Origin of the sequence: Syntrophothermus lipocalidus DSM 12680 (assembly GCF_000092405.1) — a bacterium.
In the GTDB taxonomy this organism is placed as follows: domain Bacteria; phylum Bacillota; class Syntrophomonadia; order Syntrophomonadales; family Syntrophothermaceae; genus Syntrophothermus; species Syntrophothermus lipocalidus.
This window is the reverse complement of record NC_014220.1, coordinates 1-24,926: the sequence shown is the minus strand read 5'-3', so window position 1 is coordinate 24,926 and position 24,926 is coordinate 1. Positions and strand designations below refer to the sequence as shown.

The following is a 24,926-nucleotide window of genomic DNA, read 5'->3' as shown; positions in this document are numbered from 1 at the left end:
GATTCCCCGAATTATTTGGCGGCCTGGGATAGCCGGGTCGCCCTTTTGTGCGTGTTTTGCTAATACAACAAACTGCATTCGGACTATACTCGAGTTATAATGGAGATTAGGGCTAACCAGTCCTGAGTAGAGCGGCGAAATTTTAGGTTTGACGAATGAGGTGTGCTCTCTGAGTGAAGAGTCTATTGTCCAGGCCTTGGATCTGGTTAAACGGTTTGGAAACTTGACTGCTGTGGCCGGAGTGTCGTTCTCCGTGCGCCGCGGGGAGTGCTTCGGGCTTCTCGGCCCTAACGGTGCCGGCAAAACTTCTATCGTTAAGATGATTTACGGGTTGTCCCCGATTACGTCGGGGCAACTTTGGGTTTCGGGCCTCGACGTCCATAAAAATGCTAGAGAAGTGCGGAAACGTATAGGTGTGGTTCCTCAAGAAGATGCCTTGGACCCAGAGCTCACGGTCATGGAAAACCTGCTGGTATACTCCTCCTATTTCCGCATTGCGCGGGAGGAAGCCCGCCACAGGGCAGCGGAGATCTTGGCTTTCCTCGAACTAGAAGACAAGAGCAACACCCCCGTTGAAAACCTTTCCGGCGGCATGAAAAGGCGGCTGACCATTGGGCGGGCACTGATAAACCGTCCGGAACTCCTCATCCTGGACGAACCTACTACTGGCCTTGACCCCTACGCCCGCCGCATCATTTGGCAGCGCCTCCGCCACCTGCAAGCCGAGGGTACTACGATACTGCTGACTACCCACTACCTGGAGGAAGCCAGCCAGTTGTGCGACCGCCTGGTAATACTGCACCGTGGACGGATTATCGAGGAGGGGGCCCCGCGTGAATTGGTAGCCAGACACGCCGGCAAGGAAGCACTGGAAATCGAGGCCGATATCCCTATTCACGAAAAGATCGTCGCAGCTGGCGGGGACTTGGTTAGAGACTGGCTATCCCTGGGTGATAGGCTGGTTTTGTTTACCGACCGGGGCAGAGAACTTTCGCGCCGCTTGAATAATGGAGACCCCGCTTTGGCTACCGAATGCGGTTGGCAGTGGCTTCGGCCCGCGAACCTGGAGGACGTTTTCCTCAAACTCACCGGGGTCAGGCTTGAGGAGCCAGAGACGGAGGAAGACAGAGACGCAGATTAACGCAGACCGACACAACACTTGACGACGTCAGTGCTGGGGAACGGCAGCTCATTGCGGTGACTGCTTCAGAATTCACGAGAGGCTGTCTTCGCCTCCACAGCGAATTCTTGATCCATTCTTAATTCTTAATTCTAAATTCTACCCGAAAACAGCGTTTTCTTGCTGTAGTGCCGGCACCTTCAAGTATCGGTGAATCCGTGGCTGTTTGGAAGATGGAGGTGACGAAATGCCGACGGCTAACTTTTTTGCCAAGCTATCATCTTTACTGAAAGGATTCTGGTCCCTTCCCGACCTTTCGTATTACCATATTAAGGCCATATTCTACCGTCACCTCCTGGTTTTCAAAAAGACCTGGCTGTCGAACATCATGTTCAACTTCATAGAACCTGTACTTTACCTGTGGGCCATGGGAATCGGTCTTGGGACCTATGTAGCCCTGGAAAACGGCATCCCTTATATCCAGTTCATAGGACCTGCTCTCACCGCATCTTCGGCCATGTTCGCCACCTGTTATGAAGCCACTTACGGTAGCTTCACCCGCATGGGTCCTCAGAAGGTTTTTCACAGCATGGCGGCCACGCCAGCCAGCGCGGAAGACGTAGTCATGGGAGAAATCGTATACGGGGTTTTTAAAGGAACGCTGTATGGCCTGGTTTTTCTGCTTGTAGTAGCAATGTTCGGCCTGGTGAAATCCCCCTGGGTTCTCATGGTACCTCTGCCGTTAATCCTGATGACCGGAGTTTTTGCCAATCTGTCTCTGGTATGGACCAGCCTGGCCCCTAACTACGACTCGTACAACTATTTTTTCACTCTTGTCATTTCTCCCATGTTCCTAGTCTGCGGGGTGTTTTTCCCTCTGGAGAGTTTGCCGCCCGTATTCCGCACCCTGGCCTGGTTTGCCCCGCTCTATCACGCGGTCGAAGTAGTCAGACCCCTGGTATTGGGATCCGTTAAGCCGTCGTGTTGGTATCATCTAGCCTGGATGTTTTTCTGTTTCGTGTTCACTCTGCGATTCCCCTTGATAATGCTCAAGAATCGCCTTGTAAACTAAAAGGTCGTCAGGTTTTTCAAACTCGACCGTATTCATTGATGCCGCATGTCTTCTTCGCCCAGGTTGTTGCAGTCGCGCAACAAAATTCTTACCGTTACGCATCATGCCGCGAACCATATCTTGTTTGGAGTGAGCCGCTCGCGCAGACAACCTACGTTGACCTGTTTTACTCTGGGCAATTGCAACGCTAGCCAGCGTCATAACTAATCACTCATAGGAAGGAATTCTAACTAGGGGCGTCTAAAGCGTATCCGGCCTGTGTATTAGGTCGGCATGTATCGTGCATAAAGATTTTATCAGTACCTGCCGTCAGCTAAGCTATAATGGAAATAGGACTTTCAGTAATTTGAAAGGAATGAGACGAGTGAAAGAACAGATAGCCAGTATCAAGAATCAGTTGTTAGGAGCCGGATATATATGCGACGACAAAACTGCTACTGTCGTATACCTGGCAGAATCCCTAAAGAAACCCTTGCTTATTGAGGGACCGGCTGGGGTCGGCAAGACAGGCCTGGCCCAGGCTGTCAGTAAGATGAAGAACCTGCCCTTGATCAGGCTCCAGTGTTACGAAGGCATCGATGAGGCAAAAGCACTTTATGAATGGAATTACAAGCGTCAACTCCTTCATATACAAACGGTGGTTCACCACGAGGTTGACCCTCATGAAGTCGAGCAGGATATTTTTTCCGAAACCTACCTGCTCCGCCGGCCTCTGCTGCAGGCCATAAGCTCGGAGCAGCCTTGCGTTCTTCTCATCGACGAGATAGACAAAGTCGATTTCGAGTTCGAAGCCATGCTGCTGGAACTCCTTTCCGAGTTTCAGATAACCATTCCGGAACTCGGTACGATTCGAGCTACTAATATTCCTTACGTCTTTCTAACCTCCAACGCCACCCGGGAGCTTTCTGAAGCTCTGAAGCGGCGCTGTCTCTATTTGTACCTGGATTTCCCCAGTGCGGAACTGGAAGAACGCATCTTGAAGCTGAAAGTCCCCGGTATATCCGACATGCTCGCTGCCAAGGTGGCTTCTGTCGTTCACCACATCCGCCAGGTGGATCTCAAGAAGCTACCGAGTATCGCCGAGAGCATCGACTGGGCCGCTGCCCTTTTAGAACTGGGAGTCGATGATCTGGATCCGGACGTGGCTGTAGAAACCCTAAATGTCATCATTAAGCACCGCGAGGACCTGGCAAAACTGGAGCGGATGGTGCGCTCGCGCAAAGACCTTACTTTCAGACAGACACCGCTGTCAGTTACTGGAAGATAAAGGCAGGGAATAACATGAGTTTCTTGGGAGCACTGCAATCATTTTTTGACGATCTCCGCCGTGAGGGTGTTCCGGTCACACCCGGGCAGGCCCAGGACTGTGTTGAAGCCCTGCTCTTGGTGGACTGGGAAGAGGAGAGCTTCTTCTACACCGCTCTGTTCAGCACCCTGGTAAAAGATCACGGGCACCAATCGGCGTTTAATGCGGTATACGAGCGTCACTTCCGTGGCAGCAAGGGGAGATCCCTTAAAGCCCGAAAGCCCTGGGGAACCCCCGACGAAGGCACGTCTCAGGAAGTGTCCACTGCGGTTTACGCAGCCGACGCGCTCCCCGTGCAGGGTATGCAGGCCCTGCGAGGCGGCCTCTCCCAGGAAAGGCGCTCTCCCTTAGACCAGCCTCTGGGCAAAGCCAACCTTCAAGACATACACAAAATCGAAGCGCTTTTCCCGGTTGTCGCCAAGCGGCTGGCAGCCCGCCTGAAAAAGAAGAACAAACAAGACCTTCGCTATGCCGTTAACTACCGTCAGACCCTGCGCAAAAGCATGGGGACCGGCGGGGTTCTCTTGGACATCATAACCATGAAGAAACAGCGGGAAAAACCGGTTATCGTTGCCATCTGCGATGTTTCCGGCTCAGTTATGAACTTCAGCTGCTTCGCTCTTGCTTTGCTGGCTTCCATGCAGAGATTCTTCCGGGAATTTCGATCTTTCGCCTTTATCGAAGATATCGCCGAAGTAACTTCCCTTTTGGCCTCGGGCGACCCCCTGGAGCTGCGCAACAAAGTATTAAAAAGGCACCGCGCTATTCTAGGAGCCAGGGGATACACGAACTACGGCGCCAGCCTCAAGCGGTTTGTGCAGCAGCACGGCCAGGTGCTTTCCCATAAAACCACGGTCCTTATCTTCGGCGATGCGCGGAATAACTGGTTTGCCGACGAGACCTGGGCTTTGGCCGGAATCAAGGAAAAAGCTGGAAAAGTCTACTGGTTCAACCCCGAGCCCAAGCGGATGTGGGGAAGGGGCGACAGCCGCATGCTGGAGTACGCACCTCACTGCGACCGGGTCTTCTCCTGCCCGAGTCTCTCAGAACTGGAGAAATCCTTGGAATGCCTGTAGCTATGACCCCCGGGCTGCTTGGCCCAGGTGGCCCCGTACGTCGCGGTGCAGGTGGCAAAGAAATATCTCGCAACCGTCACCTGCATTACCGGGACTGACGAATTGGTCTACGAGGTAATTAGAATTTACTAGCAGGAAAATGACTATCTTCGACCAAATATGCGGAACCAAGAATTCTTTTCCCGCTCAAACAATTATGGCAAAGCCCAGACTGGGAATCATTTCCCTGCGATTTTTAAGTCGGAATTCAGAATATGGTTGGATATCCACCCCACCACGAAATCAAGTATGTTAACCAGATAGCCCTCTGGGTCTTCGTCCACAGCTCTAAGGTTAATGTTGCTGACTTCCTTTATAAAATCGTCGTGTTCTACCTTGTGAGAAAGAAATCGAGGATACCTTGTTTCCTGCATGTACTGTTCTTCAGCCCGGAAGTGATAAACGGCATATTCTTGCAATTCTTCAATGACATTGACAACCTTATCGTACTTGTCGACCAGGAACGGGTCTCTTAATGTTCTGAACGCCTCATCCGCAATTTGAAACAACTTCTGATGCTGCTCGTCGATATGGGGAATGCCCAGCTCGTACTTGCTGTTCCACTTTATCACAGTTCTCCACCTCCACTTAATAATATCTTATTAAATAAATATAATATTATCGGATTACGCTCTTTGTCGGTGTATTAAACTTCACACTCTGCCCAGGATATCATTCCAATCAAACCCATTCGGGTAAATCCATTCCGGATCACTTGTCCCAAGCAATTCTTCGCCCACCTTCTTGGCCCTCGGTAATATTTTAACCGCGGCTCTTACTTTTCGGCATCAAACTGGCAACCACTTTCTTTCAACAGATACTCTGTTGCCTCTGCCACTGTCCACGCTCCGCGGTATGAACGCTTAGATGTCAAAGCATCGAAAACATCAGCCACCGCAGTGATTCTGCCCAAGAGTGGAATCTCTTCCCCTCGGAAACCCTTGTGATAACCCATGCCATCAAACCTTTCATGATGGGCTGCCGCCGATGCCGCCAAGCCCTTTAAAAATCTAGAGTTCTGCAGAACCTCCTCCGTCATCAAAGGATGTTTTTTCATTATTTGCCATTCCCGGGCAGTCAAGGGCCCTTTTTTTCCGATCACCCGTCCTGGCACCCCAACCTTTCCTGCATCATGTAGAAATGCAACTAAAGCCAAATCCTGCAAAAGGCCATGGCGAACGATACCGTATTGTCGGGCTACCGCGAGCGCATAAACCGCAACCCTCAACGAATGACCCAAAGTATACCGGTCCTTAAAGTCTATCACCTCGGCCATTACTAAAGAAATTCTATTGAGCAACTCACTATCTCCCTGAGCATCCTCGTCATCATTCACTCCTGGATTTAACAAACGAGACATACGCTCATTTTCTTGTTCCAGCCGCTCCATATTTATCAGAACCTGGTATCGCTCTTCGTTCAAGACTTCGTCAAAAAGCACTTGTACCAGAGCAGGCGAAACTTCCCGGCCTGAAACTGTCCGCCCCCACTCTTTCAAGAGCTCAAGGGACAACAAATTTGTCCCATGACTCCTAATAACCAGATCTAGAGAATCCGCTATCCTTATTATCTGGGCCTGTAAAGGCACATCTTCTTTGGCCAGTCCTAATGGGTAGCCCCGGCCATCATATCGTTCGTGGTGCAAGTAAACCCACTCTGCTACCTGGGCCCCTAACGGAATCTTGGTTAACAGCTTCATTCCCTTAAGGGGGTGTGCTCTTATTTCCGACTGTAACTCGGAAGGAGCTTGCCATGCATAATGGGTTATGTGATCTGGAAGTCCCACTGCTCCTATGTCGTGGAGCAAGCCAGAATAATACAGCCAACGCTGCTGCGGTACCATCCCCAAAGCCTCTGCTACCCACGCGCAGACAACCCCTACCCTCGTTCCGTGCACGAGTTTAGTATCCTCTTCTATGTCCAGTATCGTGGATAAGACTTTAACACTATCCATTATGATATCTGTTTTCACTTTGACAAACACCTCTTCACTAATCCGAGGTTACATGCATTGTTCAACTAAAAAAGCATCTAAGAGGTCATTGCTATGACAAATCAAAGAACATATCAGCCTCAGGACCGAATAGTCTCATCTCTCATCCGGATGTTGGAAAGCGGCCTAAATTGGTCAAACCCCAAGCTTGCGAACCTTTTTACTTACTCCAATCTAAGTCCTCGATACACCCAACGCGGCTTCGCAGGATCTGCTGTTATTCTTAATTGGCTCTCCTACGGACAAAATCCTGCTCCATACGGCGGCCGGTGTGGCTATTTTTGGGTAGCTCTCGTCTCCCATGGCACCCTGTACTCAATCCCGCCTAATCTTGCATATTTCCTTTCACGGCCGGCACGCCTTGCATGGTTGGTAGCCAGCTTCTATGGCTTCTTCTCTGGTGCTGAACCTCACACGGTTCTTCGGGCTTATCTCTTGCGCCCACAGGCAGTCGGGGTAGTGGAATTTCTTGGAGTTCGAGTTGCCGATGTATGCTGCCGCACTACTTCTCGTCTCGCCAGGTTCTGAATTAGAAGTACTCGAAGCTATGGCTGAACTCCAAAGACCTTTTGCTTGCTCCCGAGCCTCCCTCTCGAACTTTACGAAAAGGGCGGCGTATCTGACGTTGGGGGGAACGGTCATCACTTGGGCATAACCGTCTAGGAGCAACCCGGCGTTGTACATCTTGGCTCGGACTTCGGCTTCGTCGTCGTTTCCCGGCCTGTCCAGCCACAGGTAGGCTAAGAGCCGCCCCTACCTGTCCCGCTCTCCTACGTCCAGTTCCAGGAAGACCTGTCTGCCCTCCAGACGCTTCCGGGTATACTCAAAAGCCTCCTTACCGTAAGGCTCTTCTTTTGTCCTCAAACCCTGATGTGATATTTCGGGCGTGTTGACGCCGATCAGCCTCACTTTTTCTTCTCGAGTTCCTATCCTTACCCGCAGCGTGTCCCCGTCGACTACTCTGGTGACTTCAGCAGGTATCAGTTTAACGCGAGCTGGGTTCTGGTTATCCTTTTCTGGCTGCTCGCCGGCTTCTTGTCGGTTACTGGCTACCTCTTGGGACTCGACGGCCGTTTTCTGCCGAGTTGGGAAATCCTCCAGCTGGCCGCCACAACCAACCAGCACACAAACCAGGAACAAAAACAACAAGATTGCAGATATCAAACCCGGCATCCGGTTTTTCGCGCCCGTTTTCCACAGTAAGTACAACCGCCAACCCCTCCTTTTCGGCCCTTTCGTCCTCCTTTTGACAATAGGAACTAGGCCGCTACCTCTTGATATTCGTTGGCACCTCCACAGAGCCCCCTCATCATCTGCCACTCGGCGATCCTCTCGACAAACGACTTCAAAAACGGTCTCTTTGACACCTTCACATCACCTGAACATACAAATTAATTCACGAGGTAACCAAGCTGTGTTAAGCAAGACCGTGTGTACCCCGTGAAGCGGTGACAATCTGAGCGCTGACGCCGCTGACCATATGGAATTCTTGTATTGCCTTCGCTTACAGAATATGGTATACTACCCGCGAGGTGAGGTTTGATGGCTATTGAGCATTTGGTTGAGGAAATCAATAAATTAACCCCAACCGAAAAAGAAGAGCTGTTCCGTAGGTTGGGAATTGCTGCTCCTCCAGGCGGAGCCCAAGAATTGCGTGGTGGCTCTGATGATCCTCTGGCAAGGTTGATAGGTATGCTTAAAGGCCCGGGGGCTGGCTCTCGAAAGTATAAGGAGGATCTTTATGGGGGCCCAAGACCTCTATAGGCTGTTTATCGATACGGGAGCCTTTATTGCGCTTATAGACGAGCGTGACGCTTTCCATTATGCGTCTAAGTGCTTTTACGCCTCGCTTAGTAAACGTACAAACTTGATTACCAGCATAATGGTAGTCGCGGAAACCTATACTTGGTTACGTTATCACGCGAGATGTGATTTAGCCATCCGGTTTCTCGACATCATTAATCAGTCGGAGAAGGCCGGTGTCTTGGAAGTAATCCATCTTGGCCGCGAAATTACCGACAATGTTCCTGCCGTGCTTAAGAAGTACCGTGATCAGAACCTGTCTTACACCGATGCGGTCAGTTTTGTCATTTTAGAGACTATGAACATTGATGACGTGTTCGGTTTTGATTCTCATTTCTACGTCCTCAAACGAAACCTCTGGCCATCCGTTAAGTCTGCCGTCCCGTAGGCCTATATATCAATGCTGAAAGACATGACTGATTGGCCCCTGTGCCGCCGGGTGCCGCAAAATTTTGGCACCAAAAATGGCACACAGCGGCATCGAGCGCCGCCTGTGTGCTTCTTTTCACACCTTTTAAAAAATAAAAAAGGGGCCCAACACCCCTTGATATTCCTTATATCTGGCGGAGAGGGTGGGATTCGAACCCACGGGACCGCTCATCACAGCCCACTCGATTTCGAGTCGAGCGCCTTAGTCCACTCAGCCACCTCTCCGCAACCTCCGAAAGAATTCGGTCATAAGCTCAGTGCACTCGTCTTCCAGTACCCCTTCTATCACTTCTACCCGGTGATTAAGCCCGGGGAAATCGAGAACGTTTATTAATGACCCCCCTGCTCCCGCTTTCAAGTCGCGAGCTCCAAAAACTACCTTCTTGATGCGGGCCTGCACAATGGCTCCGGCACACATAGGGCAAGGTTCAATAGTCGAATACAAAGTCGTATCTTGCAATCGCCAGGTGCCAAGCGCCTGCGAGGCTCTCTGTATGGCCAGCATTTCGGCATGGGCGGTTGCATCCTGTCTTTTTTCCTTTTCGTTATGGGCCGAACTTATTATCTCGCCATTCTTGACCACTACCGCCCCTACTGGAACCTCTCCTTGATGAAAAGCTGCCCAACCTAGTTCTACCGCCCTACGCATGAAATCCTCATCGTGCAAAAAAAGGGTCACCTCTGTACTCGTTCTCACTCCCACAAACCAAAAACCTGCAGACGTTTGCCGCAGGAACCAGTATGCTATCCCGGTGACAGCATTGGTTTAAGTTTAGTCTTAGTCGCAGAGTAACGCGGGCGGTTGTTTAAACAACTAGCGCCGCCAGGTTTCATGAGAGTCTACAACCAATAACAATCAACATCTGTGTCTATCTGTGGCTCCAAAGAATGGTGCGCCCGGAGGGACTCGAACCCCCGACCAACGGTTTAGGAAACCGCTGCTCTATCCTTCTGAGCTACGGGCGCCTAACTTGCGTAGCTCATCAAATAAAAATGGCGCGCCCGGCAGGATTCGAACCTGCGACCTCCAGATTCGTAGTCTGTTACTCTATCCAGCTGAGCTACGGGCGCGTACCGTATTATACTATCTAATGGCGGAGAGAGAGGGATTCGAACCCTCGATACGGGTTTTAGCCCGTATAATCGCTTAGCAGGCGACCGCCTTCGACCTACTCGGCCATCTCTCCGCAAAGGTGCTCTCTGGCGGAGGAGGTGGGATTCGAACCCACGGAACCCTCACGGGTTCAACGGTTTTCAAGACCGCCTCCTTAAACCGCTCGGACACCCCTCCAAAAGGCTTAACTCGTTCCCGGATAAGGCATTAGCAGTATATCACAGCTTTCTTTTCATTGTCAACTTTCCGAGCCCACTTTGCCTTCGAACGCTCCGATGGCTACAGCGGACAACTCCTGTTTTTACTTTACTTCAGCTATACAGTGCACTCATGTATGAACGAGGGCGCAGGGCATTTCTTAATCCGTCCGTTTTAAGGATTATGGTGACGCGTACCTGAACCGCGTCGAATCCTCCCCCAGGCCCTCCAAATGCCTTTTGCTCCCTATCTAATAACCGCAATCCCGCCCATGTACGGCCTTAGTATCTCTGGTACCACTACCGAGCTGTCAGCTTGCTGGTAATTCTCTAGTATCGCGGCCACTGTCCTGCCGACCGCCACCCCCGAACCGTTCAAGGTGTGGACGAACTGGGGCCGAGCGTTGGGCTCGGGGCGGTAACGGATATTAGCCCTGCGGGCTTGAAAATCCCCACAGTTGGAGCAGGACGATATTTCCTTATACTCCCCGTAGCTCGGCAGCCAGACCTCTAGGTCATAGGTTTTGGCTGAGGAAAAGCCCATGTCTCCTGTGCAGAGGAGCATTACGCGGTAGGGAAGCCCCAAAAGTTGCAGTACCTCCTCCGCATCCCGGGTCAGCTTCTCCAGCTCTTCATAAGATGTCTCGGGCGAGGTTATCTTTACGAGCTCTACCTTGTTGAACTGGTGTTGGCGGATAATCCCCCTGGTGTCGCGACCGTGAGAACCGGCTTCTGCTCGAAAACATGCGGTGTAAGCAGTTAAATACATGGGCAGTTGTTCTGCAGCCAGTATTTCCTCGCGATAAAGGTTGGTTAACGGCACTTCGGCTGTCGGAACCATGTAAAGCTCGCGTCCCTCAACCTTGAACATGTCTTCAGCAAATTTGGGTAGCTGGCCGGTTCCCACCATGCAGTCAGCGGTCACCATAAACGGGGGAAACACTTCCCGGTATCCGTGTTTATCCACGTGCAAGTCCAGCATGAAGCTGATCAGCGCCCTCTCCAGGCGCGCTCCCAATCCCTTGTAAACGGTAAACCTAGCCCCCGACAGTTTCGCTGCCCGCTCAAAGTCAAGTATATCCAGCGCTACCCCGATATCCCAGTGAGCCTGTGGTTCAAAATCGAACTTTCGGGGTTCCCCCCACCTTCTCACCTCGACGTTGTCAGCATCCCCAGCACCTAAAGGCACCGATTCATGCGGGAGATTCGGAATATTAAGCAGTATTTCGGTAAGTTGCTCGTCAATCTCCCGCATCCGGTCGTCCAGGCCCTTTATCTCCTGTCCTACTTCCCGGATCCTGGCTTGCAGTTCGTTCGTGTCTTTTCCTTCCTTCTTCAGGCGCCCAACCTCAACTGATGCCTGGTTCCGGAAATTCTTGAGCTCGTCCGCTCTAACCTGACAGGCCCTTCTTTCCTTATCAAGCTTCAGGAACTGGTCTAGTCCCCCTTGAATTCCCCGAGCCGAAAGCGCTTTTTCAACCATTTCGGGGTTTGCCCTAACCAGTCTAGGGTCCAGCATATCATCTATCCCTCCAACCTGCAGAGGTCGCTTTCTTTTTCTACTTGAACCTGAGAACCCTTACCTTTCGCACCCCGCTGACAGATCGCAGACGGGCGAGAGTTGCGTCATCCACGTTGCTGTCGACGCTGACGGCCATCATATTCACCCCGTCTTTGCTCGATACCCTCATCATTGATATATTGATACCGGCTTCGCCTAGGGCAGTGGTAAACGGGCCTATCACTCCCGGCCTGTCGTCATTCTCCGCGAGGACTACTATCCCCCGCGGGTAAAGGTCAGTGTCGAACCCGTTAATTTCGACGATGTATGGCCTGCCTCCTCCCGTCAGGGTACCTGCGATCTCTAGGTTATGCTCGTGATTGAAGATACGGGCAGTAATCAGATTGACATATCCTTTCAGCTTCTTGTCTTCTTTCTTTTCGAAGACCTTTATCCCTCTTTCTTCGGCTTTGATTCTGGCGTTTACGTAGTTGATCTTTTCTGACATCACTCCGGAAAGGAGTCCTGTCAAAAAAGCAATCGTCAAGAGTCCTGTCTCCTGGTTGGCTATTTCTCCGCTGAAACCCAGTTCCACCCGGTCAACCGGAGCTTTTTCCATCTGATAATACATGCTGCCCATAGCCCTTGCCAAGTCGATGTACGGGCGCAACGTCTCAAGCTCTTCTCTCAAGACCGTAGGGAGATTAACCACGTTAGGAACTAGTTCTCCCTTCAAACCCATGATTACCTGCTCGGCGATGTTAACACCTACCCGTCTCTGTGCTTCAACAGTGTCGGCTCCTAGATGAGGAGTTACCACTACGTTCTTGAACTCAAACAACGGGTTGTTATAAGCAGGTTCTTCATCAAAAACGTCCAGCCCAGCGCTAGCGACTTTCCCGGATCTTAGTGCATCCACCAAAGCTTTTTCGTTGATGATGCCACCCCGAGCGCAATTCACTACCCGGACCCCGTCTTTGCACATAGCCAGTTCTCGTTCCCCTATCATCCCATAAGTTTCCTCGTTCTTAGGAGTATGAACCGTGATGATATCGGCTTCTCGCAAAAGCTCTTCTAAGGTATTCTTCTTTTCTGCCCCAAACCGCTCAAACCGTTCGTCCGATATATACGGGTCGTACGCGATGATACGGCACCCGAATGACCTTAACCTGGTAGCCACCATAGAACCGATGCGGCCGAGTCCCACTATTCCTACCGTTTTGCCGTAGAGTTCGACGCCGCGAAAAGGTTTGCGGTCCCAGTTTCCACCTTTTAGAAAGGCGTTCGCCTCAGCCGTATGCCGGACAGAAGACAAAAGTAAAGCGATGGTCTGTTCGGCGGCCGAAATGGTATTGGAATCCGGCGTGTTGGCTACAATGATGCCGCGACGGGTGCAGGCGTCCACATCGATATTATCTATGCCATTTCCTGCCCGGCCCACCATCTTGAGACGAGTGCCTCGCGACACCAATTCCTCGTTAACTTTGGTAACGCTCCTCACGATAAGCGCATCGTATTCCCCGATAATATCCAAAAGCTCGGCCCGGCTAATTCCGTCCCGGTAGTCTACATCCAGCTCGGCCCTCAGCAACTCCAATCCTTCTTCAGCTATACGTTCGGTTACAATGACACGGCGGTTTTTCACCTGTTATACCCCTTTCTGCATAAGAATTTCTTGGGCCTTGGTAACCCCTCGCCCTAACTCGATATCCACTCCCAGCTCAACCAAAACCATCTCCAGGGCGGCTAGTACAGCCAGGAGGTCAAGATAAAGAACATTGCCTAAATGCCCGATTCGGAAAATGACGTCGTCTAGCTTTTGCTGGCCGCCGGCTATGACGACATTGAATCTCTCCAATAGTCTCCTGCGTATGCGGTTGGCCCCTAGGCCCTCGGGCGCGATTACCGAGGTCAAGGACGACGAAGCCACTCTGTCATCGGCCAACAGTTTAAGTCCCATCGCCTTCACCCCTGCTCGAACCATGTCCCTATAAACCGCGTGCCTGGCTATGATATTGTCAATCCCCTCTTTCTCCATCATCTCCAGGGCTTCTCTCAGCCCGTAGAATAAGGATAAAGCCGGAGTATACGGGGTTTGCCCTTTTTCCAGATACTTAAGGGCGCTGTTTATGTCCCAGTAATAACGCCGGTTGGAACAGTTCTTGGCCACCCGCAGAGCCCGCGGGCTTATGGCAAGAAAAGCCAGCCCAGGCGGAATCATAAAAGCTTTCTGGGAACCACTGACCACGACATCCAGGTTCCATTTATCCGTTTCCAGGTTCATGGCCCCCAAGCCGCTCACCGCGTCAACTATGAATAATGCCGGGTGGTCACCCACCGCTTCTCTTATCGATTTTATGTCATTGACTACCCCGGTTGAGGTTTCGTTGTGAGTAACAACAACCGCTTTGATCTCCCGCAGGCGATCCTGCGCTATTCTTTCCCTAATTACCTCCGGGTCTGCCGCTTGTCCCCACGGAAAGTCGATCTTTTCGACCTCGGCCCCGAATTCCTCTGCTATCTTGGCGAAACGATCCCCGAAAACCCCTATGGAAACAGCCAAAACCTTGTCTCCCGGAGAAATAAAATTCACTACCGCTGCTTCCATAGCTCCGGTCCCGGCAGCTGGGAATATAACTACCTCGTTCTTGGTTTTGTATACCTTTTTTACTCCTTCGGTCACTTCGGCTATAAGTTCTTTGAATTCTGGCCCTCGGTGGTTGATCATTGGCTTGGCCATTGACCTCAGCACATTGGTAGGAACCGGAGTCGGTCCTGGCAATAACAAGTACTGTTCTTCCCGAAAATTCATCCCTCTTCCTCCTCAACCAGAAATGCAAAAACCCCTCATCCATCTATTCCCAGGGACGAGAGGTGTTTCCCGCGTTGCCACCCTACTTGACTACGAGACCGTAGCCCACTCATTCAACAAGCGATAACGGCGCTCTACCGGAACTGCTCGACGCAGCCTGCTTCCGAGGTGGATTCAGTTGAAGCCTGGACCGGTTTACACCCTACCACCGGCTCTCTTAACCTCGACTTCCACTTACTACTCCCCTTCATCGCGTTTAAGGGTATGAAATTATGAGTTATTATATTATACCCTTTTCGCTTTTGACAACCTATTTCCTACGCCATTCGCACGAAATATTCATGTATCACCAGGTCATCCGTCAATTCGGGATGAAACGCCGTGGCCAGAAGCTTTCCCTGGCGTACCATAACGATCTTTCCATCCAGCTCTGCCAAAACTTCCGCTCCTCCCCATACTTTTTCCACGTAAGGAGCGCGGATAAACACTCCCTTGACCTGGCGTTCAAACCCCTTAATGTCGAGCCACTCCTCGAAGCTCTCTACTTGTCGACCAAAAGCATTGCGCCGAACCGCCATGTCCATCAATCCCAGGCGAAACTGCTCGCTTCCAATAATTTCTTTAGCCAATACGATCATCCCGGCGCAGGTTCCAAACACTGGCATGCCTTCTTCGGCCGCCTGCCGTATTGTATCCGCTAGATTAAAATCGACGAGCAACCTTCCGATGGTAGTGCTTTCACCCCCGGGGATTATCAACCCATCCACTGACCTTATGTCCCCCTGCGATCGCACTCTTGTCGCCTCACAGCCTAAACGGTGCAGTACCTCCTGGTGTTCAGCGAAGGCTCCTTGTAAGGCTAATACTCCTATTCTTTTCTTACCAGCCACGTTCTTGCATCCTTTCTTCAGGTGCTATGTTCCTGATCTCGATACCAGGCATCGCCTCTCCCAGATCCTTTGACACTTCTGCCAGTACGTACGGATCATCATAGTAAGTGGTCGCTGCCACTATAGCCCGGGCTCTCTTCATCGGATCTTTCGATTTGAAGATGCCCGATCCTACAAAATTACCATCCGCTCCTAGCTGCATCATGAGCGCGGCATCTGCAGGAGTCGCTATCCCCCCTGCCGCAAAGTTCACCACCGGCAAGCGCCCGGTCTCTGCTACCTCTACTACTAATTCGTAAGGTGCCTGCAGATCCTTGGCTGCGGTCATCAGCTCTTCCTTGGGGAGTCCCTTCAACCAACGAATCTGATCCATAACCCTACGCATATGGCGCACGGCCTCAACCACGTTTCCTGTTCCCGGTTCGCCTTTGGTTCGGATCATGGCTGCTCCTTCCCCTATCCGGCGCAGGGCTTCTCCCAGATCCCTTGCCCCGCACACGAACGGCACCTTAAAAAGGTGCTTGTTGACGTGAAATTTTTCATCGGCCGGGGTCAAGACCTCGCTTTCATCAATGTAGTCAATCCCCAACGCTTCAAGAATCTGGGCCTCAACAAAATGCCCGATCCGGCACTTGGCCATCACCGGAATAGTAACTGCTTCCATTATTCTCAGAATGACCGTAGGATCTGCCATCCTGGCCACACCGCCTGCAGCCCTGATATCTGCCGGTACTCTTTCCAGGGCCATAACCGCACACGCTCCGGCTTCTTCCGCGATCTTCGCTTGCTCCGGAGTAGTAACATCCATAATTACTCCGCCTTTCAACATCTGGGCCAAGCCTTTTTTTACCGTGAAGGTCCCTTTTTCTGCCATCCTTTATCCCTCCGTTCGCAATATAGGTACATGCCATAAATTATTCTTCTTCGTCCTCTGACTTAAAGCGAGCGATCGACACTATATGGTCGTTATCTTCGCATCTCATGACGACCACCCCGCGCGAATAGCGTTTCTGGCGCGGAACGTCATCCACTTTGAGCCTGATCACAAATCCGGCACCGGTCAAAGCTACAAACTCTTCCTTGGGAAAAACGGCTTTGCCTCCCACTAGTTCCCCTGTTTTCTCCGATATCTGAATGGTTTTCAGCCCTTTTCCACCTCTTTTTTGTAGGCGCAATTCCTGAAGACTAGTGCGCTTGCCATACCCTCGTTCTGTGACCAACAACATGTCGGCCCCTTCCTTGTATTTGTCTATGTCGATTACCTTGTCGCCCTGCTCAAGGGAGATCCCCCTCACCCCAGCAGCCCCGCGTCCCATAACTCTGACATCCCCTTCATCAAACACGATAGAGTACCCCCGGCCCGTCACCAAGACCAAACGGTCGCCTTTGTAAATCTTTTGTACGCCAACTAACTCATCCTGGTTGCGCAGATTGATGGCGATGATGCCACTACGTCTAATTTGCCGAAACTCGTCGATGGGGACTTTTTTCACCATACCGGTACGGGTAGCCATTACCAAGTGTTGACCAGCGTCGAACCTGTTTACCGATATGACGGTGTTCACTTTTTCGCCGGGATTTAAGCGGAGAAAGTTAATAACCGGGGTTCCCCTCGACTGTCTCGAGGCCTCTGGAACCTGGTACGCTTTCAAGGAGTAGACCCGTCCATGGTTAGTAAAGAACAACAAGGTAGACAGGGTAGTCGTCACAAAGATGTCGGTAGCAAAGTCCTCGGAGCGAATCGCTGTTCCGGTTACGCCTTTCCCTCCACGCCGTTGGCTGCGATAAGTACTTAAGGGTTGTCTCTTGATATAACCGCGATTACTTAGAGTAACGACTATGCTTTCTTCCTCGATGAGATCTTCGGCTTCAAAGCTGGCATCCTCTTCCCTTATTTCCGTCCGTCGCTTGTCCCCAAACCGCGTTTTGATGTCGATGAGATCCTCTTTAATTATGGCCTGAACGCGTTCTGGACGTCTCAGGATATCCTCGAGGTCTGATATCCGGCCTACCAGTTCTCGGTATTCTTCCTCCAACTTGTTTCTCTCCAGCCCGGTTAGCTGGCGCAGGCGCATTTCAACAATAGCCTCAGCCTGCATCTCCGTCAAATCAAACCTCGACATCAAGTTGTTTCTGGCTGTCTTCACATCAGGCGAATTTCTAATTATGTCGACTACCTCGTCCAAGTTATCCAGCGCTATCTTCAATCCTTCTACTATGTGCAGCCTATCTCTGGCTACCTTGAGATCGAATTCTGTGCGCCGCCTTATTACCTCCCGCCGGTGGTTAAGGTACTGGTTGAGCATCTCCTTAAGATTCAATACCTGAGGCTCGCCATCCACCAGAGCCAGCAAGGTAATGCCAAAATTATCTTGTAACTGGGTGTTCCTATACAGCTTATTCAATATGACTGAGGGCGAGATGTCCCTCCTGATATCCATTACTATCCTGATTCCCCTGCGGTCCGACTCGTCCCTAAGATCGGTTATGCCATCGATCTTTTTCTCCTTAACGAGTTCAGCTATCCGTTCCACCAGCTTCGCCTTGTTCACCATGTAAGGTATCTCTGTTACAACAATGCTGGTCCTGCCGCCTTTCTTTTCTTCTATTTCACACCTACCCCTGACGGTCACGCTTCCTCTTCCGGTGCGGTAGGCCTGTCTCATCCCTCTGGTGCCCATTATCAATCCGGCAGTTGGAAAATCAGGCCCTTTGATGTACCGCATCAATTCATCCACGGTAGCTTCCGGGTTTTCCAACAAGTGGATTAGACCCTCCACTACCTCGGTCAGGTTGTGTGGGGGTATGCTGGTCGCCATCCCCACTGCGATACCGGTAGATCCGTTGATTAGTAGGTTCGGCAGCCTTGCTGGTAGTACTACCGGTTCCTGGCGCGTATCATCATAGTTGGGCCTAAAATCTACTGTGTCTTTCTCAATGTCCCTCAGCATCTCCACTGCCAGGGCTGTTAACCGGGCTTCGGTGTACCGCATCGCGGCAGGAGAATCTCCGTCTACGGAACCGAAGTTACCATGACCATCCACAAGGCAGTAACGCATCGAGAAGTCCTGGGCCATTCTGACCATCGCATCGTAGACAGCCGCATCCCCGTGCGGATGGTATTGTCCTAGTACTAAACCCACCAGGTTAGCCGACTTCCGGTGGGGTTTCTCCGGCGTCATACCCTGTTCGTAGAACGCATACAGAATTCGACGATGAACCGGTTTTAGCCCGTCCCTTACATCGGGCAGTGCTCGAGACACGATGACGCTCATTGAGTAGTCGAGAAATGATCTCTTTACTTCTTTCTCTATGTCGATTGGCAACACTTTTGTCTGACTGGCCTGCAACTTCCTCGTCCCTTCTTCCTAACTTCCTAGTCCTTGGTTCAGAATGGGTTATCCATAAACCATTTCCTTCCTGGGAAAGCAGTTGGTTCATCAATTGACTATCCTATGATAATTATAACGTCTGCCTAATGGCAAGCAAATGCTGGCCGTGCTTTCAAGGTAACACAAAAACAGACCAAGAGGGTATTTCTCCTGGCCTGGTTTTTCTCGCCGGCGATTGAACCTGGGCTCTCAAATATCTAGATTCGTAACTAAACGCGCGTTTTCCTGGATGAATTCACGCCGGGGCTCGACTTTTTCGCCCATCAGGCTGGAGAATATGACGTCGGCAGCTATGGCGTCTTCGATTCGTACCTGGAGCAGCGTTCGGTTTTCCGGATTCATCGTGGTTTCCCATAATTGTTCCGGGTTCATCTCTCCCAGTCCTTTATAACGTTTCACCCCGTACTTCTTGTTCCCTTGCTGTTCCAAAAACCGCTGGAGTTCTCTGTCATTGTAAATGTAGTGGACTTCTTTCCCCCTTTTCAGCTCGTAGAGAGGCGGCTGGGCAACGTAAACGTAGCCGGCCTCGATGAGTGGTCTCATATAGCGGTAGAAGAACGTTAGCAACAATACTCTTATATGGGACCCATCGACATCGGCGTCAGTCATGATAATAAGCCGGTGGTAGCGAGCTTTATTTATATCGAAGTCTTCCCCTATTCCAGTCCCGATCGCGGTTATGAGGGCTCGAATCTCTTCGTTAGAAAGCACCTTGTCCAATCGGGCCTTTTCTACATTCAAAATCTTCCCTCTCAAAGGTAAAATAGCCTGGAAGTTGCGGTCACGTCCTTGTTTAGCCGAACCGCCGGCGGAGTCCCCTTCTACCAGGTACAGCTCGGAAAGGGCCGGGTCTTTTTCACTACAGTCCGCTAGTTTACCCGGGAGTGATGTGGAATCCAGGAGATTCTTTCTGCGAGTTAGTTCTCGAGCCTTGCGAGCTGCTTCCCGGGCCCGCCGCGCCGCAATGGCTTTTTCCACGATTTTTTTGGCCAGTGAGGGGTTCTCGTCAAAAAAAGCCCCTACGAAATCGCTTACTGCCCCTTCAACCAGGCTACGGATGAAGGCGTTCCCTAGCTTGGTTTTGGTTTGGCCCTCGAACTGGGGATCCTGCACCAGAACAGAGATAACTGCCGTCATCCCTTCGCGTATGTCCTCTCCGAGAAGGTTTCCTTCATTCTCCTTGAGCATCCCCTGTTTCTTAGCGTATTCGTTGACCACCCGGGTCAAGCCGTTTTTGAACCCTAGCTCGTGAGTCCCTCCTTCCTGAGTATGGATATTGTTGGCATAGGATAGGAGGGTTTCGGTGTAACCGGTATTATACTGTATAGCTACTTCCACTACCGTTCCTTCTTTTCCTATCCTGAAATATATCGGCTCTGGGCTCAATGGTTCCCTGTTCTTGCTCAAGTATTTTACAAAGTCCCTTATTCCTCCGGTATGGTAATACTCCACGTCCCGCCCCGTCCTTTTATCGCAAAGCACGATACGGGTTCCTTGATTCAGGTATGAAAGTTCCCTTAGCCTTTGCCCTATTATTTCCGCTGAAAAACATATTTCCTCGAAAATTTCCGGGTCCGGGCTAAAGGTTATTTTGGTTCCCGTTGTTTGGCAGGCCCCGGTAACGGCAAGAGGGGTTACCGGTTTACCCCGCTCATAACGCTGATGATAAAGCTGGCCGTCGCGGGCTACTTCTACCTCCAACCATCTTGAAAGGGCGTTCACCACGGACAACCCAACCCCATGTAAACCGCCAGAGATGGTATACCCGCTCCCCCCGAACTTGGCTCCGGAGTGGAGTGTCGTCAGTATCACTTCTAGAGCCGGGATGCCCATTTTCGGATGCATGTCAACAGGTATTCCGCGGCCATTATCGGTGACGGTAACGGTAGAGTCATCCAAAATAATAACCTTGATTTCATCACAATACCCCGCGACGGCTTCGTCAATGCTGTTGTCAACTATCTCGAAGACCAGGTGGTGCAAGCCGCGCGAGTCTGTAGAGCCTATATACATGCCGGGTCTCTTTCTTACCGCTTCCAATCCTTCTAATACTTGTATATCAAGAGCGGTGTATTCGTTCTTAGATCCGTTTATGTTCAAACCAGAAGACCTCCTCCTAGAAAGCTGTGCCCCCTCTTGAACAGGGTAAGGGAAGAAATGGGGGATAAGTAAACATACTGCTCGGTTATTATGAGTGATTTTTCCTTGCCCTTTTCTCCTATGCGGCAAAGTTTTTTTTCGGCCTGGGCCAGATCTATTATATCCTTGACGCTCCTGTCAATCAGACCATCGATATTCACGATGGCTATTACCTCGTTTAGAAAAACAGTATAATCGTCCCCCAGGTGCATGTACATTTTTTATCCGACCTCCTCAGTTATCCTGCCGTCTTCGACTGCGAAGACCTTACCCGCGACAGCTACTACATCTTCTCTTTCCACCGAAGAGATGAAGGTTTGAAATTCTGCCTGCTGCAGATACTCCAGAAGTAGAGTCCTCCGATTCTTATCGAGCTCTGCCAGTACTTCATCTAAAAGCAACACCGGGAAATAGCCTTTTATATTTTTATAGGTCGCGAGCTCTCCCAGTTTTAGGCTTACGGCGAGATTCCTCTGTTGCCCTTGGGAAGCGTATGTCCGCGCGTTATGTCCCCTGAGGTAGAGATTAAAGTCATCGCGGTGCGGACCTACCAGTGTAATTCCTTGCTTCAGCTCTTTATCCTTGCTTACCTCTAAAGCTTTATCCAGTGAAGCGGCTAGTAAATCGGGAGTAAGTTTGCCTGTTTCCAGAGGAAAAGACAATACATACCTCATACAAACATCTTCTGCTTCACCGCTTAGCAGTTGATAAAGCTTTGACACTTCCTTTTCTAGTATAGCAGCAAGGTTAAGCCTGGCACAAATTAAGGGAACTGCAGCTTCGATAAACATACCCTGTAGTACCCTCATACCCTGGCCGAAGCTACGGCTCTGTTTTAGGTACGCGTTGCGTCGACCCAGTATTTTTTTATAGCTTTCCAGGGTGCGTTCATATTCGGGTCTTAATTGGCATAAAATACCATCCAAAAAGTTCCGCCGTCTTTCAGGCTCTCCTTTAATTAGGTACAGGTCTTCTGGAGTAAAAACGACGCTTTTGAGGCGATGCTGGGTTTTAGAAGCAGCGGGCTTGTTGTTCAGACGTAGAACCTTGTTTTTACTCTCTGAGTAACGCTGCTCAAAAATAATGATTCGTTCATCAAGCGCGTAAGTAACCTTTAAGCGGTATCCTTCCCGGCGGCCGTGCGTTACTAAATCTTTATCCCGGGCCCCGCGAAAGGATCTGTTGTGACCTACAACGTAAATCGCTTCGAGAAGGTTTGTTTTTCCCTGCGCGTTCTTTCCTAAAATTACGTTAATTCTGCTACAGGGCTCAATGACACACGACACCAGGTTACGAAAAAATCTTGTTTCTAATTTCAGTATTTTCAAACCGAATACACGCTCGCTTTAATGCGTAATTAGCGGTACTAAAACATAAAGGTAATCGTCTTTACACGGATCCTGAATCAAGGCAGGACTTAAGGAACCCGTGAATTTCAGACTTATAGTCGTGCATTCTCCTTGTAATACCTTGATTACATCGAGGAGGTAACGGGTGTTGAAAGAAATCTGGATGTTGCTTTCTCCTTCGACGGAGATATCTTCGAGCACTTCTTGTAATTCTCCCATTTTCTGGGAGTAAGCGGATACCCTCAGTTCTCTATCCTTCAATTCTAGAGTTACGTGCCGGATCGGCTGTTTGGAACTCTGTTTATCGGTTGGCATTAATACAGCCCTTTCCAGTGCGTTGGCCAGAGGCCCGGGCTCTAGTTTTACAGTGGACACGAAGTTACCCGGTATTACCGGAAGATAATTCGGATACTGACCTTCCAGCAACCTCGATGTAAGCTGGAAGCCGGGCTCTTCACAGGTGAACACAATATTGTTCCCTGCCAATCCACAGGAAACCTCTTTTTCTGAGTCTTCTAGGATGCGGATTAGCTCAGCTACGGTTCGGGAGGGGATGACCAACTGTCTTGGTTCTGTATGAGTAGAAGACATCGCGAGTGACATCATAGCCAGACGGTGAGTGTCAGAAGCTACTACCCTTAGTTGGTCAGGAGTAAAGTCAAACAACACCCCTGTAAAGACCTGTTTAAAGTGGTTAACTGCAGCGGCAAAGGAGGTTTTGCGCAAAAGTTCTTTCAACGTTTTTTGCGGTACGGATAACAAAGGAGTAGGCTCTTGACGACCAGTTTCCGGAAACTCCTGGGGATTATACAGGTGTAGGTGGGTCTGAGAGCGACCGTAGTTTACGGTTAAGCGAGAATTTTCGTCGTCCGTAAGTACTTGTATCTCGATGTTGGGTAGATACCGAACCAGGTCGGCAAAGTACCGAGCATTGACTAGAGCTGTTCCTTCTTCTATCACGTTCGCCTCTAACGTGTGGGCGCTCAAAGCGATTTCTAGGTCTGTGCAGGTCATGGAAAGGCCAGTAGTGGCTGAGGCTTTAAGGAGAAGGCCAGAAAGAACGGGAACTGTTTCGCGGGTGGATGCCGCTCTCTGCACTAGTGCAGCAACTCGTGCTAGTTCAGGCTGGTTAATAGAGAATTTCACGGTTACACCTCCAGGAAGTTAGTCTTCTTGTTGTTCTTACTTAAGAAACGTAGTAGTAGAAGCGGTGAATATGTGGATAACGCTCAAAAAACCCGGTTGTAAACAGTACCTGTCTGTGTAAAAACTTCCTCTAAACACGGGGAACGTAGTTGGGATCTAATTTCTTAGCAATCTCTGTAACTATCTTTAATAAAGATCGGTCATGTTGAATATCAGAAGATATTTTTTCGTAAGCGTGGAGCGCAGTGGTGTGATCTCGACCTCCGAATTCCTCTCCAATCTGAGGAAAGGATGATGGAGTCATCTCCCGACATAGAAACATGGCTATCTGTCTAGGGAAAACAAGGTGCCGGGTCCGCCGTTTAGAAATTAATTCTTCTTCTTTCAATCCGAAATATTCAGCGACTGTTTCTTTTATGGCTTGCATGGTTATGATTCGCGTATTGCCAAGGGCGAGAACGTCCTTAAGGGTCTGTTCCGCCAGTTCAAGAGTTACTGGTTGGTTGGATATATTGGCATAGGCAACAATACGGATAAGGGCTCCTTCTAGTTCTCTGATGTTGGACTGTATATAATCGGCTATGTATGACATCACATCATTCGGTACGTTGAAGTTTTCCAATTGGGCTTTTTTTCTGAGAATAGCCAAGCGGGTTTCGAAATCCGGGGGCTGAATATCGGTAATAAGTCCCCACTCGAAGCGAGAACGTAACCGATCCTCGAGAGTAGGTATATCTCGGGGCGGACGGTCGCTAGAGATAACCAGCTGTTTGTTAGCCTCGTACAGGGCATTAAATGTGTGAAAAAATTCTTCTTGGGTCTGCTCCTTTCCGGCTACAAATTGGATGTCGTCTACAAGCAAAAGGTCGACACTTCGGTATTTGTTACGGAATTCTGCTGTCTTACGGTCTCTGATAGAGTCGATTAAATCGTTAGTAAATTGTTCAGAGGATACGTACACTATCTTATAAGAAGGATCTTTGCGGAGAATATGGTGACCTATAGCTTGCATTAGATGAGTCTTACCCAATCCGACGCCGCCGTAAATAAAAAGCGGATTATAGGAGTCAGACGGGGCTTCGGCCACTGCGTAGCAAGCAGCATGTGCAAAGCGGTTGCTGTTACCTACTACGAAAGTGTCAAAGGTATACTTGCGGTTGAGGACCAGGGCACCCGGTTCTACTGCTTCAGGGGAACGAAGTACCAACCTTACAAATATAGGCTCGCGGTGGAGCTCACTTAAAACCCTTTCAAGGATGTGAAGATATCGAGATTCTATCCATTCCTTGTATAATGGATTGGGAACGTGGATAAGGTATCTGTTGTCGACAAAGTCGTGATAAGTCACGGGGGAAAACCATATTTCAAAACTTGTGGGACCAATCTCTTGTCGAACGGTGTCTAAAGCCGTCTCCCAGATAATCGAGTAGTCTTTAGACATGGCTTAAATCCTCCTGCTGTGAAGATGTGGAAAAGCGCAGTAAATATTCTGAGAATCCCTGTGGATAACTGCAGTTACACAGTCATGATAACAAAACAGCTGCAAAA

The 24,926-nt window shown here is 50.2% G+C and carries 21 protein-coding genes, 5 tRNA genes, 1 pseudogene and 1 other annotated feature; of the genes and pseudogenes, 6 read left to right on the top strand and 21 right to left on the bottom strand.

The window, feature by feature from the left end; genetic code table 11:
• Positions 1-148: 148 nt before the first annotated feature.
• From SLIP_RS00130 to SLIP_RS11865, 4 genes are all read left to right on the top strand, one after another.
• Positions 149-1,141 carry an ABC transporter ATP-binding protein gene (locus SLIP_RS00130; RefSeq protein ID WP_242649109.1) on the top strand — a complete coding sequence of 331 codons (993 nt, stop codon included), beginning with the start codon at positions 149-151 and terminating at the stop codon, positions 1,139-1,141.
• Positions 1,142-1,367: 226 nt separating this feature from the next.
• Complete coding sequence (locus SLIP_RS00125) at positions 1,368-2,192, top strand: ABC transporter permease (protein WP_013174231.1); 825 nt, start codon at positions 1,368-1,370, stop codon at positions 2,190-2,192.
• A gap of 364 nt (positions 2,193-2,556) precedes the next feature.
• Positions 2,557-3,459, top strand: a complete 903-nt coding sequence (locus SLIP_RS00120; protein WP_013174230.1) for an AAA family ATPase — start codon at positions 2,557-2,559, stop codon at positions 3,457-3,459.
• Positions 3,460-3,473: 14 nt separating this feature from the next.
• Positions 3,474-4,574 carry a VWA domain-containing protein gene (locus SLIP_RS11865; protein ID WP_013174229.1) on the top strand — a complete coding sequence of 367 codons (1,101 nt, stop codon included), beginning with the start codon at positions 3,474-3,476 and terminating at the stop codon, positions 4,572-4,574.
• Between the two features lie 218 nt (positions 4,575-4,792).
• On the opposite strand, the gene SLIP_RS00110 is transcribed toward SLIP_RS11865, so the two are convergent.
• The 4 genes and pseudogenes from SLIP_RS00110 to SLIP_RS11855 all read right to left on the bottom strand — a co-directional run.
• Positions 4,793-5,185: a bacteriohemerythrin gene (locus SLIP_RS00110; RefSeq protein ID WP_013174228.1), complete on the bottom strand. Its 393-nt coding sequence runs from the start codon at positions 5,183-5,185 to the stop codon at positions 4,793-4,795.
• 203 nt (positions 5,186-5,388) lie between these two features.
• Complete coding sequence (locus SLIP_RS00105) at positions 5,389-6,585, bottom strand: HD-GYP domain-containing protein (protein ID WP_013174227.1); 1,197 nt, start codon at positions 6,583-6,585, stop codon at positions 5,389-5,391.
• A 366-nt stretch (positions 6,586-6,951) separates the two neighbouring features.
• Positions 6,952-7,155, bottom strand: coding sequence for an Ada metal-binding domain-containing protein (locus SLIP_RS11860; RefSeq protein WP_273698795.1), 204 nt, complete (start codon positions 7,153-7,155; stop codon positions 6,952-6,954).
• Between the two features lie 15 nt (positions 7,156-7,170).
• Positions 7,171-7,779 (bottom strand): annotated as a pseudogene (locus SLIP_RS11855) (thermonuclease family protein); the annotation flags it as partial.
• Positions 7,780-8,148: 369 nt separating this feature from the next.
• Between SLIP_RS11855 and SLIP_RS00095 the strand changes: the two are divergent.
• Positions 8,149-8,370: a hypothetical protein gene (locus SLIP_RS00095; RefSeq protein ID WP_013174226.1), complete on the top strand. Its 222-nt coding sequence runs from the start codon at positions 8,149-8,151 to the stop codon at positions 8,368-8,370.
• Positions 8,348-8,797: a type II toxin-antitoxin system VapC family toxin gene (locus tag SLIP_RS00090; RefSeq protein WP_013174225.1), complete on the top strand. Its 450-nt coding sequence runs from the start codon at positions 8,348-8,350 to the stop codon at positions 8,795-8,797. The genes SLIP_RS00095 and SLIP_RS00090 overlap by 23 nt, the downstream gene beginning before the upstream one ends.
• A 173-nt stretch (positions 8,798-8,970) precedes the next feature.
• On the opposite strand, the gene SLIP_RS00085 is transcribed toward SLIP_RS00090, so the two are convergent.
• The 17 genes from SLIP_RS00085 to dnaA all read right to left on the bottom strand — a co-directional run bounded on the left by SLIP_RS00085 (position 8,971) and on the right by dnaA (position 24,819).
• A tRNA-Ser gene (locus SLIP_RS00085) sits at positions 8,971-9,063 on the bottom strand.
• Positions 9,050-9,541 (bottom strand): tRNA adenosine(34) deaminase TadA, encoded by a 492-nt coding sequence (gene tadA / locus SLIP_RS00080; RefSeq protein ID WP_423218570.1) that lies wholly within the window; start codon positions 9,539-9,541, stop codon positions 9,050-9,052. Before tadA ends, SLIP_RS00085 begins: the two co-directional genes overlap by 14 nt.
• 186 nt (positions 9,542-9,727) lie before the next feature.
• Positions 9,728-9,804 (bottom strand) — tRNA-Arg (locus SLIP_RS00075).
• A gap of 28 nt (positions 9,805-9,832) precedes the next feature.
• Positions 9,833-9,909 (bottom strand) — tRNA-Arg (locus SLIP_RS00070).
• Positions 9,910-9,930: 21 nt separating this feature from the next.
• Positions 9,931-10,025, bottom strand: a tRNA-Ser gene (locus tag SLIP_RS00065).
• A gap of 14 nt (positions 10,026-10,039) precedes the next feature.
• Positions 10,040-10,129, bottom strand: a tRNA-Ser gene (locus SLIP_RS00060).
• A 267-nt stretch (positions 10,130-10,396) separates the two neighbouring features.
• Positions 10,397-11,668 (bottom strand): serine--tRNA ligase, encoded by a 1,272-nt coding sequence (gene serS / locus SLIP_RS00055; RefSeq protein ID WP_013174223.1) that lies wholly within the window; start codon positions 11,666-11,668, stop codon positions 10,397-10,399.
• A gap of 40 nt (positions 11,669-11,708) precedes the next feature.
• The gene (serA, locus tag SLIP_RS00050; RefSeq protein ID WP_013174222.1) at positions 11,709-13,295 is read right to left on the bottom strand and encodes a phosphoglycerate dehydrogenase; all 1,587 of its coding nucleotides are present in this window, start codon (positions 13,293-13,295) and stop codon (positions 11,709-11,711) included.
• 3 nt (positions 13,296-13,298) lie between these two features.
• Positions 13,299-14,462, bottom strand: coding sequence for a pyridoxal-phosphate-dependent aminotransferase family protein (locus SLIP_RS00045; protein WP_013174221.1), 1,164 nt, complete (start codon positions 14,460-14,462; stop codon positions 13,299-13,301).
• Positions 14,463-14,510: 48 nt separating this feature from the next.
• Positions 14,511-14,722: a binding site (T-box leader), on the bottom strand.
• 57 nt (positions 14,723-14,779) lie between these two features.
• Positions 14,780-15,352, bottom strand: a complete 573-nt coding sequence (gene pdxT, locus SLIP_RS00040; RefSeq protein WP_013174220.1) for a pyridoxal 5'-phosphate synthase glutaminase subunit PdxT — start codon at positions 15,350-15,352, stop codon at positions 14,780-14,782.
• Positions 15,342-16,226, bottom strand: coding sequence for a pyridoxal 5'-phosphate synthase lyase subunit PdxS (gene pdxS / locus SLIP_RS00035; RefSeq protein ID WP_013174219.1), 885 nt, complete (start codon positions 16,224-16,226; stop codon positions 15,342-15,344). Before pdxS ends, pdxT begins: the two co-directional genes overlap by 11 nt.
• 40 nt (positions 16,227-16,266) lie before the next feature.
• Entirely contained in the window at positions 16,267-18,702 is a 2,436-nt protein-coding gene (gene gyrA, locus SLIP_RS00030) for a DNA gyrase subunit A (protein ID WP_013174218.1), read from the bottom strand.
• Between the two features lie 231 nt (positions 18,703-18,933).
• Complete coding sequence (gene gyrB / locus SLIP_RS00025) at positions 18,934-20,844, bottom strand: DNA topoisomerase (ATP-hydrolyzing) subunit B (protein WP_013174217.1); 1,911 nt, start codon at positions 20,842-20,844, stop codon at positions 18,934-18,936.
• Positions 20,841-21,101, bottom strand: coding sequence for an extracellular matrix regulator RemB (gene remB / locus SLIP_RS00020; RefSeq protein ID WP_013174216.1), 261 nt, complete (start codon positions 21,099-21,101; stop codon positions 20,841-20,843). The genes gyrB and remB overlap by 4 nt, the downstream gene beginning before the upstream one ends.
• A gap of 3 nt (positions 21,102-21,104) precedes the next feature.
• Entirely contained in the window at positions 21,105-22,211 is a 1,107-nt protein-coding gene (gene recF / locus SLIP_RS00015) for a DNA replication/repair protein RecF (protein WP_013174215.1), read from the bottom strand.
• 18 nt (positions 22,212-22,229) lie between these two features.
• The gene (gene dnaN, locus SLIP_RS00010) at positions 22,230-23,378 is read right to left on the bottom strand and encodes a DNA polymerase III subunit beta (RefSeq protein ID WP_013174214.1); all 1,149 of its coding nucleotides are present in this window, start codon (positions 23,376-23,378) and stop codon (positions 22,230-22,232) included.
• Positions 23,379-23,508: 130 nt separating this feature from the next.
• Complete coding sequence (gene dnaA / locus SLIP_RS00005) at positions 23,509-24,819, bottom strand: chromosomal replication initiator protein DnaA (protein WP_013174213.1); 1,311 nt, start codon at positions 24,817-24,819, stop codon at positions 23,509-23,511.
• Positions 24,820-24,926: the final 107 nt, after the last annotated feature.

Coding starts and splice junctions, on each gene's coding strand:
- SLIP_RS00125 (WP_013174231.1), top strand. CDS start 1,368: ATGCCGACGGCTAACTTTTTTGCCAAGCTATCATCTTTACTGAAAGGA.
- SLIP_RS11865 (WP_013174229.1), top strand. CDS start 3,474: ATGAGTTTCTTGGGAGCACTGCAATCATTTTTTGACGATCTCCGCCGT.
- SLIP_RS00095 (WP_013174226.1), top strand. CDS start 8,149: ATGGCTATTGAGCATTTGGTTGAGGAAATCAATAAATTAACCCCAACC.
- SLIP_RS00090 (WP_013174225.1), top strand. CDS start 8,348: ATGGGGGCCCAAGACCTCTATAGGCTGTTTATCGATACGGGAGCCTTT.
- serS (WP_013174223.1), bottom strand. CDS start 11,668: ATGCTGGACCCTAGACTGGTTAGGGCAAACCCCGAAATGGTTGAAAAA.
- SLIP_RS00045 (WP_013174221.1), bottom strand. CDS start 14,462: ATGAATTTTCGGGAAGAACAGTACTTGTTATTGCCAGGACCGACTCCG.
- pdxS (WP_013174219.1), bottom strand. CDS start 16,226: ATGGCAGAAAAAGGGACCTTCACGGTAAAAAAAGGCTTGGCCCAGATG.
- remB (WP_013174216.1), bottom strand. CDS start 21,101: ATGTACATGCACCTGGGGGACGATTATACTGTTTTTCTAAACGAGGTA.
- dnaA (WP_013174213.1), bottom strand. CDS start 24,819: ATGTCTAAAGACTACTCGATTATCTGGGAGACGGCTTTAGACACCGTT.